The following is a 16730-nucleotide window of genomic DNA, read 5'->3' on the forward strand; positions in this document are numbered from 1 at the left end:
CTATTTTTTTAATTATTTATTAAATTTCATAAATAAATTTTTTGAATTTTTTAAAATATTTTTGCCAGTTCACACTTTTCAATAAAATAATAAAATATTTGTCATGAATTATGTAAACTGGCCCTCCTTCGTTAATTAAATGAGGTGCGTGTTTTACATGACTGTTATAAAAAATAAATTTTCAGATTTTGGTTTGAATAGTTCAATTTTAAAAGTTTTAAACGAAATAGGTTATAAAATCCCCTCTCCGATACAAGATAAATGTATTCCTTATTTACTTAAAGGTTATGATGTTTTGGGAACCGCTCAAACAGGAAGTGGAAAAACTGCAGCTTTTTCTTTACCTTTATTAAATAAAATTAAAATATCTTTAAGATCTCCTCAAGTATTAGTTTTAACTCCTACAAGAGAATTAGCTATTCAAGTTTCTGAAGCTTTTTCTTTATTTTCTAAGTATATTTTTTCTGTTAAAGTATTACCTTTATACGGAGGGCAAAGATATGATTTACAATTAAAAGCTTTAAGAAAAGGACCACAAATAGTTGTAGGAACTCCAGGAAGATTATTAGATCATTTAAAAAGAAGAACATTAAATTTTTCTAAATTAAAATATTTAATTTTAGATGAAGCTGACGAAATGTTAAGAATGGGTTTTATCGATGATGTAGAAACAATTCTTTCTAAAATACCAAAATTACGTCAAACTGCTTTATTTTCAGCTACTATGCCTGAAGTAATTAAAAGAATTTCTCGTAGATTTATGAAAAATCCAAAAGAAATAAGAATTAATTCAAGTATTACTAATAGACCAAATATTAATCAGAACTATTGGTTGGTTCATGGAAAAAAAACTGATGCGTTAATTCGTTTTTTAGAAACAGAAAATTTTTCAGCTACAATTATTTTTGTACGTACTAAAAATTCTACAGTAGAAGTTTCAGAAGTATTAGAAAAAAATGGTTACAATAGTGCTGCGTTAAATGGAGATATGAATCAATCATTAAGAGAAAAAACTTTAGATCGATTAAAAAATGGAAAATTAGATATATTAATTGCTACTGATGTTGCGGCAAGAGGTTTAGATGTAGATCGAATTAGTTTTGTTATTAATTATGATGTTCCTATGGATGCTGAATCTTATGTTCATAGAATTGGAAGAACAGGTCGTGCAGGAAGAGAAGGAAAAGCTTTGATGTTTGTAGAATATAAGGAAATAAGGTTATTAAAAAATATTGAGAGAATGGTTAAACAATCTATTAAAGAAGTTTTATTACCTAATGTAGAATTATTAAGCAAATATCGTTTAGAAAGTTTTTCAAAAAAAGTAAAAAAAGAATTAAATAGTCCAGATTTAAAAAAATATCAATTACTTTTAAAAAAAATTAATTTAGAACATTCGGTTAGTCTTGAAGATTTATCAGCAGCTCTTTTAAAAATGGCTCAAGGTGAACGAGTGTTAATTTTAAAAAAAGATAAAAAAGTAATAAATGTTAGAGAACGTTTTATTTTAAATAATAAAAAAAGAAATGTTTCTTTTAGAAAAAAAAATACATTTATAAATTCTCGAAAAGAGAATAATATGAAAGTTTATAAATTAGAATTAGGACGTTTAGATAAAATAGAAGTTCGTCATATTGTTGGTGCAATTGCTAACGAAGGAAAAATTAGTAATAAAGATATTGGAAATGTAAAAATATTTTCTTCTTATTCTACTATTGAATTGCCAAAAAAATTTATTAAAAAAGGAATGTTAGATAATTTTAAAAAAACTAAAATTTTTAATAAATTTATTAATTTAAAAGAAATTAATAAATTTAATTTTTCTAATAATTTTAAATTTATTAAAAAAAAATCTCGTTCAAATTTTAATAAAAAAAATTTTAATTCTACTGTTAATCGTAATTTTTATATTAAAAATTCTCGAAAAAATAAATCTAGATCTAATTATTTTAATATTCGTTCAAAAAATAAATAAATTTCATATATATTTTTTATATAAAAAAATATTAATTTATATAGAATTAAAGAGCGCACTTTAAAATATATATTAGTGCACTCTTTAATATTTTTTTATTTTTTTTTATATGCTATCGCTTCAATTTCAATTTTTACATTTTTTGGTAGTTTTGATACTTCTACACATGATCTTGCAGGAAAAATAAATATTTTTTTATTTATAAAAAATTTTTCATATTCGTAATTAATATTATTAATTTTATTTAAATTAGTAGTAAAAATAGTTGTTTTTATTATGTCTTTTATTTTAAATTTTGCTTTTTTAAGTATTATTTCAATATTTTTTAAAATTAAATTAGTTTGATTAGAAATTTTTTTAGGAATTGTATTTAGAATAGGATGAATAGGAATTTGTCCAGAAATCATTAAAAATCCATTTTTTTTTATTGCTTGTGAATAAGGTCCTATTGGATTTGGAGCATTTTTAGAATAAATTTTCATAAAATTATTTTTTTTTAAATTAATAAATATAGATATTTTTTTAAGAATTATTAAATTTTTAATAAATTTTATAAATATTTTTTTAAAAATTTTTTAAAATTTAAAATTAAAATTTATAAATTTTTTAAATAGAAAAATTTTTTAATAAAGTGTTTATTAATAAAGATTTTACGATATGTAAACGATTTTCAGATTGTTGAAAAATTATTTTTTTGTTTATTTTAAAGACTTTATTAGTTATTTCTACACCATTTTTTAAATTAAATTTTTTAATAATTTTTTTTCCAAAAGTTGTTTTTTTATTATGTAAAGCAGGTAAACAATGAAAAACTTTTATAAAAGGATTATTTGTTAATTTTAATATTTCTTCATTAACTTGATAATTTTTTAATAAATTTATTTTTTGTTCTTGTTTTTCTATTTTTTCTCCCATAGAAATCCAAACATCTGTATATATTAAATCAACATTTTTAATTCCAATTTCTATATTTTCTGTCATAAAAATATTTTTTTTATTTTTATTTATATTAATATTATATTTTTTAAAAAACTTTTTTTTAGGTAAATATTTTTTATTAGAAATTAAATTTAAACGAAATTTAAATAAATTAGATGCTTCTATAAGAGAATTTGAAATATTATTTTTAGCATCTCCAATATAAGCTATTTTAATTTTTTTTATTGGTTTATTATAAAAAATTTCTTGTATTGTTAATAAATCAGATACAATTTGAGTAGGATGAAAATAATTTGTTAAACCATTCCATACAGGAATTTTAGAATATTTAGCAAGTTTTTCAATAATTTTATGTGAATTTCCTCTATATAAGATTCCATCATATAATTTTCCTAATGTTTCAGCTGTATCTTCAATAGATTCTTTATATCCTATATGAGTGTTTTTATTTCCTAAATATGTTGTTTTTGCTCCTTGATCAAATGCTGCAACTTCAAAAGAACATCTAGTTCTAGTAGATTCTTTTTCAAAAATTAAAACAATATTTTTTTTTTTTAAAAGTTTTTTTTCTTTATTTATTAATTTTTTAAATTTTAATATTTTTGCATTATTTATTAATAAAGAAATATCTTTTAAATTAAAATCACATAATCTTAAAAAATTTCTTAAATAAAAAGGAGTCATAATTTTTTTTTACCAAAATATAATTAATAAATTTAATTATTTTTTATGTTATTTATTTTTTAATTATTTTTAATTTTAATTTTATTAAAAAAAATCACTATTTTTTTATTTTAACATAATATTTTTTTAAAATTTATTTATTAAAAAATAAAAAATTTTTAATAGATAAATTTTAATTATATATAAAAAACGATGTATAATTAAAAAATAAAGACTATTTTTATAAAAAATGTTATTTTTTTATAATATAATTATAGGTAAATTTTAACTTAAAATATATAAATTTTTTTATTTTTTAAGGATTTTTTTATGAAAGTTATACCTTATTTAAAAAATACAAAAATATTTAACAATAATTGTATTTTTTTTGGAATATATGAAGATGAAAATATTTTAGAACTATTTAAAGAAATAAATATAAATAATGAAGAAAATATTAAAAAAGTGTTTGAAATAAATAATTGGAAAGATAATTTTGGAAAGTTTATTACATTATATAATTTTTTTAATTTTTCTTATGATCGAATAGTTTTTATTAATTTAGGTTTAAAAAAGAAAAAAAAAATAAATTTTGTAAAAATTTTTAAGAAAATTTTTATTTTTTCAAAAGAAAATAATGTAAAAAATATTTATATAAATATTTCAAATTCTGTTTTATTTTTAAATAATTTATATTGGAATATAAGAAATTTAATAGATTCTTTTTATAACGTTTATTATAATTTTAATGTTTATAAAAAAGAAATTAAAAAAAATTTAAAAAAAATATTTATTAAGATAAAAAATAAAAAAGATTTTTATTTGTTTAATAAATCAGTAAAACATAGTTTATCTATTTCTAAATCTATAAAATTAACTAAAAATATTAGTAATCTTCCTCCTAATATTTGTAATCCAAAATACTTAATTAAATGTGCTAAAAAACTTTCAAAAAAATATTCTAATTTTATTAAAATTGATATTATTAATGAAAAATATATGAAAAAATTAAATATGAACGCTTTTCTTTCTGTTTCTAAGGGTTCAAAAAATAAATCATATATAGCAATAATGCATTATAAAAATCCTAATTATATTTTAAATAATCAACCATTTATTTTAATAGGTAAAGGAGTAACTTTTGATTCTGGAGGAATTTCTATTAAACCGTCATATTTAATGGATGAAATGAAATATGATATGTGTGGAGCTTCTTCTGTTATTGGAATTATAGATTCTATTTCTTCTTTAAATCTTCCTTTAAACGTTATAGGAATTTTAGCTTCTTGTGAAAATATGCCTGATGGAAATTCATTTAGACCTGGAGATGTTATTAAAACAATGTCTGGAAAAACAGTAGAAATATTAAATACTGATGCAGAAGGAAGATTAATTTTATGCGATATTTTAACTTATGTGGAACGTTTTAAACCGAAAGTTGTAATTGATATAGCGACTTTAACTGGATCTTGTGTATCAACTTTAGGTAATGCAGCAAGTGGTTTATTTTCTAATAACAAAATTTTATTAAAAGAAATAATAAATGCTTCAAAAAATATTGATGATAAAGTTTGGAGTTTACCAAATTTTAAAGTATATAAAAAATCTTTAAAATCAAATTTTGCTGATTTGTCTAATATAGGAGGAAAAAATTCTGGAGCTAGTACAGCTTCTTATTTTTTATCATATTTTGCAAAAAAATATAAATGGGCTCATTTAGATATTGCTGGAACTGCTTGGAATAATGGAAATAAAAAAGGTTCTACAGGAAAACCTGTAAAATTATTATTACAATATTTTTTAAATTTTATAAAAAAAAATAAATAAAATTTTTTTTATATTTTTTTAAAAATATTTTAAAAATTTATATAATTTGTATAAATTTTTTGAAAAAAATTTATGTATAATATATAAATATACGATTTATAAAATTATCTTATTTAAAATATAAAAATGAAAAAAAAATATAATCCAAATTTAATTGAAAAATCATTATATAAACATTGGGAAAAAAATAAATGTTTTAATTTTTCTTTAAAGAAATCTTTTAAAAAATCTTTTTGTATTATTATGCCTCCTCCAAATATTACTGGAAAATTACATATTGGTCATGCATTACAGCAAACTATTATGGATATTTTAATTCGATTTTATCGTATGAAAGGAAGAAATACTTTATTTCAAGTTGGAACTGATCATGCTGGAATTGCTACACAATTATTAATTGAAAAAAAAATTTTAAAAAAATATAAAATTTTAAAAACAAAAAATAATAAAAAATTTTTTCTAAAAAAAACTTGGAAATGGGTAAAAAAATATAAAAAAAAGATTTTTGATCAAATAAAACGTTTAGGAAATTCAATAGATTGGAATCGTGAAAAATTTACTTTAGATCCTGATATTTCTAGAGGAGTAAAAAAAGCATTTATAATTTTATATAAAAAAGGATTAATTTATAAAAAAAAAAAAATAGTAAATTGGGATATGAATTTAAAAACTGTTATTTCAGATTTAGAGGTTATAAATAAAAATATTTGTATTAAAATGTGGTATATAAAATATTTTTTTGAAAATAAAAATATATTTTTTAACAAAAAAAATTATATTTTAATAGCTACTACTCGTCCTGAAACTATATTTGGAGATTCTGCAATTGCAGTTCATCCTAATGATAAAAGATATAAAAAATATATTGGAATGAAAGTAATAATTCCTATTATTAAGAGAAAAATACCAATTATTTGTGATTATGAAATAGAAATAAAAAAAGGAACAGGGTGTGTAAAAATTACTCCTGCTCATGATTTTTTAGATTACAAAATTGGAGAAAGAAATTTTCTTCCAATTATTAAAGTTTTTTCTTTTGATGGAAAAATTAAAAAAAAAGTGTCTGTATATAATTTTAAAGGAAAAAAATTAAAATTATTCAAAAATTTTATTCCAAAAAAATTCCATTTTTTAGATCGTTTTTTAGCTAGAGAAAAAATTTTAAAGTATCTTTTTAAAAAAAAATTAATTGTTAAAATAAAAAAATTAGATTCATCTGTTCCATTTGGTGAAAGAAGTAATACTATTATTGAACCAATGTTAACTAATCAATGGTTTTTAAAAACTTCTATTTTATCAAAAAAAGCAATTTTAGCTGTAAAAAATAAAGAAATTAAATTTTTTCCAAAAAAATATAAAAATATGTATTTATCTTGGATGAAAAATTTAGAAGATTGGTGTATTTCTAGGCAATTATGGTGGGGACATACAATTCCAATATGGTATGATAAAAATAAAAATGTTTATGTGGGAAAAAATGAAAATTATATAAGAAAAAAATATTTTTTAAAAAAATCTTTTGTTTTAAAAAAAGAAAAAGATGTTTTAGATACATGGTTTTCTTCTAGTTTATGGACATTTTTAACTTTAGGTTGGCCGAAAAAAACTAATGAATTAAAAAATTTTCATCCAACTAATGTAATTATTAGTGGTTTTGACATAATTTTTTTTTGGATTGCTAAAATGATTATGTTAACAATGAATATTATTAAAGATAAAAAAAAAAAATCGCAGATTCCATTTAAAAAAGTTTATATTACTGGTTTAATTCGTGATGATCAAGGAAGAAAAATGTCTAAATCTAAAAATAACGTTATTGATCCTATAGATTTAATCGATGGAATTAGTTTAAAAAAAATAATTTATAAGAGAACTAAAGAAATTAAAGATATTCATACAATTAATTTATTAAAAAAAAATTTAAAAAAAAATTTTCCAAATGGAATACAAGCTTTTGGTGCGGATTCATTAAGATTTACATGTATCGCTCTTTCTACAAATACGAGAACTATTGTTTGGGATATGAATCGTTTAAAAGGTTATAGAAATTTTTGTAATAAATTATGGAATGCAAGTTATTTTGTAATGAAAAATACTTTTGAGATTAAATTTTTAAAAAAATCAATTAAAATGAATTTATCTTTATTAGATAAATGGATTTTTTCTGAATTAAATTTATTAATTAAAAATTATATTTATTACATTAAAAATTATAGATTTGATATAATAGCTAATTTATTATATGATTTCTTTTGGAATAAGTTTTGTGATTGGTATTTAGAAATCACTAAAAATATTATTAAGAATGGAACATTAAAAGAAATAAAAAATACAAAAATAAATTTATTTATTATATTAAAAATTTTATTAAAATTATTTCATCCTATTTTACCTTTTATTACTGATTATATTTGGAAAAAAGTTATTGTTAAAAATAAAAATCCTAAATTTATTAGTCTTATAAAAAAAAATTTTCCAAAGTTTAAAAAAAAATATATTGATAAAGAATCAACTAAAAATATGTTAGTTATTCAGAAAATTTTTTCAGAAATTCGATCTATTCGTTTTTTATTAAAAATAAAGTATAATAAAATTATTACAATTATTTTAAAAAATGGAAATAAAAGAGTTTTGTTTATTATTAAAAAATATAATAATTTTTTAAAAAAAATTATGTATTTAAAAAATATAAAAATTTACTCTAATTTAGATTCTAATTTATTAAAAACTTCTATTGTTCGTTCTATTAATAATTTTCAGTTATATATACCAATAAAAAAAATTATAAATAAAAAATTAGAATTAAAAAATTTAATAAAAAAATTTAAAATAATTAAAAAAAAATATGAAATAGTTAAAATTCGTGTTTCAAATAATAATTTTTTAAATTTTGCTCCTAATAAAGTTATTAAAAAAGAAAAAGAAAAGTTAAAAGTTTTAAAAATTAAATTAAAAAATTTAAAAAATTATAAAAAAATTTTGTTATCATTATAAATTTATTGGAAATATATTGATGTCTGGAATATTTAGATTTTTAAATAATAAAAAATTTTTAAAAAGTAATATAGATGAACATTTAAGAATAAATTTTTCTTTTTATAAATATTTTTATATTAAAGATAAAATATATATAAAAAATAAAATAAAAAAATTTTTTAAAAAATTAGAAATTTTTGGAAGAATTTATATTTCTTCTGAAGGAATTAATGTTCAAGCAAATGTTTTAAAAAAATTTTTTTATATTATGAAAAAATTTATATATAATTTGCATTTAGATTTAAATAATGTTTTTATTAATATTGGAATAGATAATTTTAAACAATCTTTTTTTTCTTTAGTTATTAAAATAAAAAAAAGAATTGTTAATGATAATTTAAAATTAAGTTTATTAAATAGTAATTATTATCCTAAATATTTAGATTCAAAATCAGTTAATAAATATTTAAATAATAAAAATGTTATTTTTATTGATATTAGAAATAATTATGAATATAAAATTGGTCATTTTAAAAATTCTATTTCAATTAATACTAAAACATTTCGATCACAATTAAGTAATTTATTTAGATATATTAAGAATTATAAAAAAAAAAAAATTGTTATATATTGTACAGGAGGAATTAGATGTGAAAAAACAGCTTTTTTAATGTATAAAAAAGGTTATAAAAAAGTTTATCAGATTTATGGAGGAATAATAGGATATGTAAATGATTGTAAAAAAAATAATAATCCTGTAAATTTTTTAGGAAAAAATTTTGTTTTTGATTTTCGTTTAAAAGAAAATATTACACAAGAAATTTTATCTAATTGTTATCATTGTTCTAATAAATCTGATTATTATTTAAATTGTATGAATGAAAAATGTAATTTATTATTTATACAATGTTTAATTTGTTCAAAAAAATATAAATCTTTTTGTTCAGAAAAATGCTTAATAAAAAATAATTAATTTATTTAATTTTTAAAAAAAAATTTTAAATATATTATTTAAAAATTTTTTAAAAAAAAAGGTTTTTTATGAAATTGACAAATATAAAAGATATTTTTAAAAATAAAATATCAATTGATTCTTTAATAAAAATTAATGGTTGGGTAAAAAACAAAAGAATTTCTAAATCTAATTTGATTTTTATTGATTTATATGACGGTTCATTTATTAATACATTACAGATTGTTTCTAATAATAAATTATTAAATTATTATACAGAAATTATTAAATTAACTACAGGATGTTCTATTTCTGTAAAAGGAAAATTAATTAAATCTTTTAAAGATAAAGAAAAATTAGAATTACATGTATTAGAATTAAATGTTTTAGGTTGGGTAAAAAATCCAAATTTTTATCCTATTTCTTCTAAAAAACATACTATGGAGCATTTACGTAAATTTTCTCATTTGAGATCAAGAACAAATATTATTGGAGCTATTTCTAGAATTAGAAGTGTAGTTTTTCAAGGTTTTCATAATTATTTTTATAAAAATGGATATTATTGGGTACCTTCTCCTATTATTACATCTATTAATTCAGAAGGAGCTGGAGAAATGTTTTCTGTTTTAAATGAAAACTTTAAAGAAAATAATATTGATAAGAATAATAATTTTTTTGGAAAAAAAGTTTTTTTAACGGTTTCAGGACAACTTACGATTGAGTCATATGCATGTTCTATATCTAAAGTTTATACTTTTGGCCCAATATTTAGAGCTGAAAATTCTAATACTACTCGTCACTTATCTGAATTTTGGATGTTAGAAGTTGAATTAGCTTTCTTAAATTTAAATAAAATTATTCATGTTATTGAAAAAATTTTAAAATATGTAATATCTTTAGTTTTAAAAAATAATTATGAAGATTTATTATTTTTAAAAAAAAATATTAATGAAAATATTATTTTTAGATTAAAAAAGTTTGTTTCTTCAAAAATAAAAAAAATAAATTATGTAGATGCTGTAAAAATTTTAAAAGAGAATTATAATTTTAATGATAATTCTATATTTTTTGGAATGGATTTAAATTCAGATCATGAAAAATTTCTTGTAGATAAATATTTTAAAGCCCCATTAATAATTTTAAATTATCCTAAAGAATTAAAACCTTTTTATATGAGAATAAATGATGATAATAAAACAGTTTCTAATTTAGATATTTTATTTCCGGGTGTGGGAGAAATTATTGGAGGTTCACAAAGAGAGGAAAGAATAAAATATTTAGAAAAAAGAATTTTAGAATTAAAATTAAATAAAAAACATTATAAATGGTATAGAGATCTTAGAAATTATGGAACTGTTCCTCATTCTGGATTTGGATTAGGATTAGAAAGATTAATTATGTATATTACAGGTATAAAAAATATAAAAGATGTAATACCTTTTCCTAGAACAATAAAAAATGCTGATTTTTAATATTTTTTTAAAAAAATTTTTAAATAAAAAATTTTTTAAAAAAATATTAAAAAAAAATTTTTATATTTTTAAAAAAATTAAATTTAAAAAAATAATAATTTTTTAAACGTTTTTATTAAAAGGTAACATATAATTATGATGAATCGTAATTCTTTATCTATATTAATTCCTTTATTATTTTTATCTTCTGGAGCTGTAAATGCAAAAGAAATATATAATCAAGATAATCAAAAAGTAAATTTATGTGGAAAAATAAATCCTCTTTATTTTTATTCTCATACTAATGATCCTATTGTAATAAATTCTTTAGGAAATTATACAAATATAAAATTAAATTTATATAATTATATTAATATTAATCAATGGATGTCTGGATATTCTTTTGTTGAATATAAACCTAATTTTGTTAATTATAATAAAAAATTATATTCTAATTTAAATAAAAATAATATTAATTTGTGTTATGTTGGATTAGATTTTAAAAGATGGGGAAAGATAGATTATGGAAGAAGTTATGGTGTAATGTATTATTCTAAAAAATTTACTAAAGATGCATTTGATGATAATGAAAATATTGTTTTTCATGAAAATAATAATTTTTTGATGGGTAATTCTGATGGAGTTTTAACTTATCATAATAAAAATTTTTCTGGTTATATTCCAGGATTTGATTTAATAATACAACATCAAAATTATTATAGAGATGACAATAAATATTTAACTGATAAGTATAATTATTCATGGGGTGGTTCTTTAAAATATAGTAATATAATAGGATTTTCTGCAGTTTGTTCAGCTTTTTTTAGTCCATATAATAATTTTTATAATAAAGTAAATACAAAAGATCATTGGGTAAAAGCATATGGAATAGGTTGTAATTATTGTTTTAATAGTGCATCTCTTTCAGGATTTTATGGATATGAAAAAAATTCAGCTGATCCTTTTTTAAAAAATAATATTTCATATGATGTTCTAAATGATATTGAAATTACAGGAAAATATGATTTTAATAATGGAATAAAAACTTCTCTTGGATATATAAAATCTTTTGGAACTCAATATCATTTTGGTGAAAAAATAAATAATCTTAAATATTTAACTTTAAATCATCATATTAATATGATATTAAAATATGATTTTAATAAAAATATTTCTATAAATTTACATTATAAATTAAATTTATTAAAACAACCAATAGAATCAAATTTATTAAAAATAGATAATTTACATGATTATGATAATTCTATTGGAACAGGAATAACATATAATTTTTAATTTTTATTTAAAAAATTATTATTTTTTTAAATATTTATATTAATAAATTTAATTTTTGAAAAAAAATATTAAAAAAATTAATTTATTAATTTATTATATTTTAGTAATTTTATATATATTTATTTATTTTTTTAAAAATAAAATTATAAAAAATTAATTATTATATTTTAAATAAAAAAATAATTAAAGTAATAGTTTGTAAGAAAATCTTTTTCTTACAAACTATTTACTATTTTTATATAAAAAACTAAAAATTTTTTAGTTTTTTTCCTCCTATTAAATGAATATGTAAATATTTTATTTTTTGTCCTCCGTCTTTGTTACAATTAATTATTATTCTATATCCTGATTTATTTATTTTTTTTTTTTTAGCTATTTTTTTAGACATATAAATCATGTGACTTAATATTTTTAAATTTTTTTTTGTAATTTTATTTAAATTTTTTATAAATTTATTTGGAATAATAAGAATATGAATTGGAGCTTTTGGAGAAATATCATTAAATGCTGTTATTTTTTTATCTTGATATATTATTTTGGATGGAGTTTTTTTATTAATTATATTTTCAAAAATTTTTTTATTGTTCATGAAATTTAACCTTATTAAAATTAAAAATAAAGATTTAAAAAATATAAATAAAAAAAAAGTTAAGAAAAAATTTTATATAAAAAATTTATTTTATTTTTTTTATATAATTATCTATTAAAGTTTTAATATTATCAGATTTAGTTCCGAATACAATTTGAATTCCTAATCCAGAAATAAATACTCCTGAAGCACCTAAAGATTTTAATTTTTTTTTATTTACTTGAGAAGATTTAAAAACAGTTATTCTTAATCTAGTAATACAAGCGTCTATATTAGAAATATTTTTTTTTCCTCCTAAATATTTTATAATTTTTGGAATTTTAATATTTATATTTTCATTTGATCTTTGTATAAAAATTTTTTTTCTTCCTAAAGTTTTTAAATTAAATTTTTTAATAAAAATACAAAATATTATATAATATAAAAAAGTATAAAATAATCCTATTATTGGAAATAACCAGAGTTTATTACTATTTCCGCTTAATAAAATAAAATCTATTAATCCATGAGAAAAACTTATTCCTGCTTGCATATTTAGAAAAATACAAATCGAAAACGATAATCCAGCTAATAAAGAATGTATTAAATATAATAATGGAGATATAAAAAGAAAAGAAAATTCAATAGGTTCTGTAATTCCTGTTAAAAAAGAAGTAAGAGCTGCAGAAATCATAATTCCTCCTACTTTTATTTTATTTTCTTTTCTAGAACAACTCCAAATTGCTAATGCAGCACCTGGTAATCCATACATTTTGAAAATAAAACCTCCAGATAATTTTCCAGCACTTTTATCTCCAGCCATATATCTTGCAATATCTCCATGAAAAATTTGTCCTGAATGATTAATATATTCTCCAATTTGCATTTGAAAAGGAACATTCCATATATGATGTAATCCAAAAGGAACTAACGCTCTTTCAACAAATCCATAAATTCCAAAAGCAATAATAGGATTTTGATAAGCTGACCATATTGAAAATTTTTGTATTAAATAGCCTATAGGAGGCCATATAAAAGATAAAAATGTTCCTAATATTATTGCAGATAAACCAGATATTATAGGAATAAATCTTTTTCCAGAAAAAAAACCTAAATATTCTGGTAATTGAATTTGATAAAATTTATTAAACATAAATGCAGTTATTGATCCAGATAATATTCCTCCAAATATTCCTGTATCATTAATATTTTTTATTGTATCATCAAATTTAATAAATGAATGATCAAGAAAAAATGGAAACATTAAATTAGATGTTTTAATCATAATATTATATGAAATTACCGCTGCTAAAGCAGATACGCCGTCATTTTTTGTAAACCCAAGAGCAATTCCAATAGAAAAAATTAATGGCATGTTAGCAAAAATTGATCCTCCAGTTTCTTCCATTATTTTTGATAAAAGTTCTGGAATAATGGAAAAATGAGAAGAACCAATACCTAATAAAATGCCAGCAATTGGAAGAACTGAAACTGGTAACATTAAAGATTTTCCAATTTTTTGAAGATTAGCAAAAATATTTTTAAACATCATTTTTCCTTTATTTTATAATTAAAAAAAAATATTACTAAAATTTATATATTTTTTTTAATTTTAAATAATTTATAAAAATTTTTTTTTGTTATGTAACTTAATTCTTCTATATCTATTTTTATTAAATTAGAAATAAATTTTGCGATATAATATACATAGGAAGGTTGATTTTTTTTTCCTCTATGAGGAACTGGTGTTAAAAAAGGAGAATCTGTTTCTATTAACAAACGATTTAAAGGAATTTTTTTTACTACTTCACGAAGTGTATTTGAATTTTTAAATGTAACTATTCCAGAAATAGAAATATATAAATTTAAATCTAATAATTTTGATGCCATTTCCCAATCTTCATTAAAAGAATGTAAAACACCTTTACAATTTTCTGCTTGTTTAGATTTTAAAATTTTTAAAGTTTTATTTTTAGAATTTCTTGAATGAATTATTAATGGTTTATTATTTTCTTTACTAACATATATATGCTTGTAAAAAAGTTTTTCTTGTTCTTTTTTATTTTTTTTTTGATAAAAAAAATCGAGACCTGTTTCTCCAATAGCGATTACTTTTTTATCTTTAGCATATTTTTCTAAATTTTTATTTTTTTTTTTTTATTAATATTTAAAGGATGTATTCCACAAGAATAAAAAATATTATATTTTGTTTTTTTAAAAATCTTTTTTATTTTTAAATAATTATTTAAAGATGTTGAAACAGATAAAATTATTTTTACATTTTTTTTATAAGCATTTTTTAATATTTTTTTTAATTCTTTTTTTGAATTAAAACTAATTTTATCAAGATGACAATGCGAATCAATTAAAAACATTTTTTCTCCTAAAATATTTTATTTTTTAAATTAAATAAAATTAAATATTTTTTCCCAATATATAATTGGTTCTATAATTAGAAATTTATGATTTATTTTTTTTATTTTTTTTATACGAAAAAAACATTTCATCCAGATATTTATTATAATATATAAATTTTTAATTTTATTTCTTTCTTGAATTATTTTTATAATTTTTATTTGATCAATATTTGTTAAATCTAAATTTTTTTTATAATAATTTTTTATAACATCTAAAATTAAGGAACATAACCAATATATTTTTTTTGATGTATATAATTCAAATTTATCTATTAATTGAAATAAATTTTTATATTTAATAGATTTTTTAATATTTTTAAAAAAATTTTTTCTTTCTACCCATTCTTTTCCAGTAATAATTTTTTTTGCTAAAATTGGAGAATTTTCTGATATATTTAATGCTGTTAAGATATCTATTTTATTATTTTTTTTTATTTTTTTATTTAACCATTTTAATCCAATTTTTTTTGAAGGAGGAAACAAATTATAAATAATGCATCTACTTTTTAATGTTTTTTTTAATTTAAAATTATTATTATAATTTAAAAAAAATATTGTATTTATTGGAGGATCTTCTAATATTTTTAAAAAAGCATTTACTGAAGATTCAGTTAATAAATGAATTTTAGGTATCCAAATTATATTTTTTTTTCCAAATTTTGAAGTATTATATATTTTTTGAATACATTCTAATATAGTGTTTATTCCTATAAATTTTTTTTTTTTTTCTGGATTAATAATATGTATTTCAGGATAATTTTTTAAATCTATTAATTTACAAATTTTACAAATATTACAACTAAAAAAATTTATTGGTTTTTTACATAAAATTCTTTTACATAATAAAAAAATTAATTTGTTTGATCCTATATTAATTCTTGATTGAATAATAATAGAATGATGAAGATTTTTTTTTTTAAATTTATAAATTATTTCTTTATAAGTTTTTTTTAACCATGGATATATTTTCATTTAAATTTTTTTAACCAATTATACAGTTTTTTTTTTGTTAATTTAAAAACTTTTTTTAATTTATGATTTGCATCAATAATTATTTTTTCAGAAATTAACGATAAATATTTTAAATAAAATTTTCTTACTTTAGAAAAAAAAAATAAAGATTCTTTTTCTATTCTATCTAATTTAGAACGTAATAAAATTCTTTTTATTCCAATTTTTGGTTTAACATCAAAAAAAATTGTTAAATCAGGTTTTGCTATTTTATCTGTAATTTTACTTAAATTTTTTATAATATTTATATTAATTCCTCTACCTCCTCCTTGATAAGAAATAGAAGATAAATTATGTCTGTCACAAATAATCCAAGACCCTTTTTTTAATTCTGGTTTAATAATATTTTCTAATAATTGTAAACGTGCAGAATATAATAAAAACAGTTCAGAATATAAATTTAATTTTTCATTTTTATTTTTATATTTTATTATTGATCTTATTTTTTCAGAAATTAAAGTACTTCCAGGTTGTCTTAAAATGATTACTTTTTTAATTTTTTTTAAAATAAGAAATTTTTTTATTTTTTTGCAAGCAGTTGTTTTTCCAGAACCTTCTATACCTTCAACTACAATAAATTTATTTTTTTTCATATGATTATTTTTAATTCTAAAAAAGAAATTTATAAATAAAATATCAATGAAATTTTATATAA

The 16730-nt window shown here is 17.8% G+C and carries 14 protein-coding genes; 6 read left to right on the top strand and 8 right to left on the bottom strand.

Annotation, left to right across the window (positions count from 1 at the left end; genetic code table 11):
* Window positions 1–157 precede the first annotated feature (157 nt).
* Window positions 158–1975, top strand: coding sequence for a DEAD/DEAH box helicase (locus M5J13_RS01470; protein ID WP_252837123.1), 1818 nt, complete (start codon window positions 158–160; stop codon window positions 1973–1975).
* A 95-nt stretch (window positions 1976–2070) separates the two neighbouring features.
* On the opposite strand, the gene M5J13_RS01475 is transcribed toward M5J13_RS01470, so the two are convergent.
* Both M5J13_RS01475 and argF read right to left on the bottom strand, forming a co-directional pair.
* The gene (locus M5J13_RS01475) at window positions 2071–2457 is read right to left on the bottom strand and encodes a Rid family detoxifying hydrolase (RefSeq protein WP_252837124.1); all 387 of its coding nucleotides are present in this window, start codon (window positions 2455–2457) and stop codon (window positions 2071–2073) included.
* 124 nt (window positions 2458–2581) lie between these two features.
* Complete coding sequence (gene argF / locus M5J13_RS01480; RefSeq protein ID WP_252837126.1) at window positions 2582–3598, bottom strand: ornithine carbamoyltransferase; 1017 nt, start codon at window positions 3596–3598, stop codon at window positions 2582–2584.
* A gap of 309 nt (window positions 3599–3907) precedes the next feature.
* Here argF and M5J13_RS01485 point away from each other — a divergent pair, with 309 nt between their 5' ends.
* The 5 genes from M5J13_RS01485 to M5J13_RS01505 all read left to right on the top strand — a co-directional run bounded on the left by M5J13_RS01485 (window position 3908) and on the right by M5J13_RS01505 (window position 12079).
* Window positions 3908–5404: a leucyl aminopeptidase gene (locus M5J13_RS01485; protein ID WP_252837127.1), complete on the top strand. Its 1497-nt coding sequence runs from the start codon at window positions 3908–3910 to the stop codon at window positions 5402–5404.
* A 126-nt stretch (window positions 5405–5530) separates the two neighbouring features.
* Window positions 5531–8398 carry a valine--tRNA ligase gene (locus M5J13_RS01490; RefSeq protein ID WP_252837132.1) on the top strand — a complete coding sequence of 956 codons (2868 nt, stop codon included), beginning with the start codon at window positions 5531–5533 and terminating at the stop codon, window positions 8396–8398.
* A gap of 19 nt (window positions 8399–8417) precedes the next feature.
* Window positions 8418–9353 carry an oxygen-dependent tRNA uridine(34) hydroxylase TrhO gene (gene trhO / locus M5J13_RS01495; RefSeq protein ID WP_252837133.1) on the top strand — a complete coding sequence of 312 codons (936 nt, stop codon included), beginning with the start codon at window positions 8418–8420 and terminating at the stop codon, window positions 9351–9353.
* Between the two features lie 68 nt (window positions 9354–9421).
* Window positions 9422–10804: an asparagine--tRNA ligase gene (gene asnS, locus M5J13_RS01500; RefSeq protein WP_252837134.1), complete on the top strand. Its 1383-nt coding sequence runs from the start codon at window positions 9422–9424 to the stop codon at window positions 10802–10804.
* A 138-nt stretch (window positions 10805–10942) separates the two neighbouring features.
* On the top strand, window positions 10943–12079 hold the full coding sequence (locus tag M5J13_RS01505) for a porin (RefSeq protein WP_252837136.1): 1137 nt from the start codon (window positions 10943–10945) through the stop codon (window positions 12077–12079).
* 247 nt (window positions 12080–12326) lie between these two features.
* On the opposite strand, the gene M5J13_RS01510 is transcribed toward M5J13_RS01505, so the two are convergent.
* From M5J13_RS01510 to tmk, 6 genes are all read right to left on the bottom strand, one after another.
* The gene (locus tag M5J13_RS01510) at window positions 12327–12668 is read right to left on the bottom strand and encodes an HIT domain-containing protein (RefSeq protein WP_252837137.1); all 342 of its coding nucleotides are present in this window, start codon (window positions 12666–12668) and stop codon (window positions 12327–12329) included.
* Window positions 12669–12753: 85 nt separating this feature from the next.
* On the bottom strand, window positions 12754–14199 hold the full coding sequence (gene ptsG / locus M5J13_RS01515) for a PTS glucose transporter subunit IIBC (RefSeq protein ID WP_436835301.1): 1446 nt from the start codon (window positions 14197–14199) through the stop codon (window positions 12754–12756).
* A gap of 41 nt (window positions 14200–14240) precedes the next feature.
* Window positions 14241–14756, bottom strand: coding sequence for a TatD family hydrolase (locus M5J13_RS01520; protein WP_354667643.1), 516 nt, complete (start codon window positions 14754–14756; stop codon window positions 14241–14243).
* A 26-nt stretch (window positions 14757–14782) separates the two neighbouring features.
* On the bottom strand, window positions 14783–15022 hold the full coding sequence (locus M5J13_RS01525) for a TatD family hydrolase (RefSeq protein ID WP_252837140.1): 240 nt from the start codon (window positions 15020–15022) through the stop codon (window positions 14783–14785).
* Window positions 15023–15052: 30 nt separating this feature from the next.
* Window positions 15053–16036: a DNA polymerase III subunit delta' C-terminal domain-containing protein gene (locus M5J13_RS01530; RefSeq protein ID WP_252837142.1), complete on the bottom strand. Its 984-nt coding sequence runs from the start codon at window positions 16034–16036 to the stop codon at window positions 15053–15055.
* Window positions 16033–16668 carry a dTMP kinase gene (gene tmk / locus M5J13_RS01535; RefSeq protein WP_252837143.1) on the bottom strand — a complete coding sequence of 212 codons (636 nt, stop codon included), beginning with the start codon at window positions 16666–16668 and terminating at the stop codon, window positions 16033–16035. The genes M5J13_RS01530 and tmk overlap by 4 nt, the downstream gene beginning before the upstream one ends.
* Between the last annotated feature and the right edge of the window lie 62 nt (window positions 16669–16730).

Source organism: Buchnera aphidicola (Periphyllus lyropictus) (assembly GCF_024029895.1).
Classification (GTDB): domain Bacteria; phylum Pseudomonadota; class Gammaproteobacteria; order Enterobacterales; family Enterobacteriaceae; genus Buchnera_J; species Buchnera_J aphidicola_BA.

Excerpts from the sequence above, each read along its gene's own strand:
- M5J13_RS01470 (WP_252837123.1), top strand. The coding sequence starts at position 158 with ATGACTGTTATAAAAAATAAATTTTCAGATTTTGGTTTGAATAGTTCA.
- M5J13_RS01475 (WP_252837124.1), bottom strand. The coding sequence starts at position 2,457 with ATGAAAATTTATTCTAAAAATGCTCCAAATCCAATAGGACCTTATTCA.
- argF (WP_252837126.1), bottom strand. The coding sequence starts at position 3,598 with ATGACTCCTTTTTATTTAAGAAATTTTTTAAGATTATGTGATTTTAAT.
- M5J13_RS01485 (WP_252837127.1), top strand. The coding sequence starts at position 3,908 with ATGAAAGTTATACCTTATTTAAAAAATACAAAAATATTTAACAATAAT.
- M5J13_RS01490 (WP_252837132.1), top strand. The coding sequence starts at position 5,531 with ATGAAAAAAAAATATAATCCAAATTTAATTGAAAAATCATTATATAAA.
- trhO (WP_252837133.1), top strand. The coding sequence starts at position 8,418 with ATGTCTGGAATATTTAGATTTTTAAATAATAAAAAATTTTTAAAAAGT.
- asnS (WP_252837134.1), top strand. The coding sequence starts at position 9,422 with ATGAAATTGACAAATATAAAAGATATTTTTAAAAATAAAATATCAATT.
- M5J13_RS01505 (WP_252837136.1), top strand. The coding sequence starts at position 10,943 with ATGAATCGTAATTCTTTATCTATATTAATTCCTTTATTATTTTTATCT.
- M5J13_RS01510 (WP_252837137.1), bottom strand. The coding sequence starts at position 12,668 with ATGAACAATAAAAAAATTTTTGAAAATATAATTAATAAAAAAACTCCA.
- ptsG (WP_436835301.1), bottom strand. The coding sequence starts at position 14,199 with ATGATGTTTAAAAATATTTTTGCTAATCTTCAAAAAATTGGAAAATCT.
- M5J13_RS01525 (WP_252837140.1), bottom strand. The coding sequence starts at position 15,022 with ATGTTTTTAATTGATTCGCATTGTCATCTTGATAAAATTAGTTTTAAT.
- M5J13_RS01530 (WP_252837142.1), bottom strand. The coding sequence starts at position 16,036 with ATGAAAATATATCCATGGTTAAAAAAAACTTATAAAGAAATAATTTAT.
- tmk (WP_252837143.1), bottom strand. The coding sequence starts at position 16,668 with ATGAAAAAAAATAAATTTATTGTAGTTGAAGGTATAGAAGGTTCTGGA.